This is a genomic window from Veillonella sp. ZSJB6 (genome assembly GCF_051549505.1).
In the GTDB taxonomy this organism is placed as follows: domain Bacteria; phylum Bacillota; class Negativicutes; order Veillonellales; family Veillonellaceae; genus Veillonella.
The window spans coordinates 1-261 of record NZ_JBPUGE010000086.1 but is presented as its reverse complement, the minus strand read 5'-3'; the positions used below and the strand labels follow the sequence as shown (position 1 = coordinate 261).

Here is a 261-nt window from a genome sequence, read left to right as displayed (position 1 = left end):
AGTTGGTGAAAAATTCACAGTTACTGCTTCAGTGTTAAACAGTTCAAACACTGGTCTAGGTGGTGTACCTGTCCAATTTAAAATTGATGACCCAAGTACGACAGGTGTTTATGCGGTCTCTGATACCTCTAATGTGGTAACAAATGCCAGTGGTGAGGCGACCATCGAGCTTGAAGTAAAATCTGATGCTGCTAAAGCCAAACTATTGTCACAGGGCATTAGTATCACAGCCACTGCAAAAAATACGACTGGCACCACCCC

The 261-nt window shown here is 43.7% G+C and carries 1 protein-coding gene; it reads left to right on the top strand.

The window, feature by feature from the left end; genetic code table 11:
• Positions 1 to 31: 31 nt before the first annotated feature.
• Positions 32 to 261, top strand: a 230-nt coding sequence (locus tag ACSV5T_RS09990; RefSeq protein WP_438321022.1) for a hypothetical protein, incomplete at its 3' end; no start/stop codon positions are given.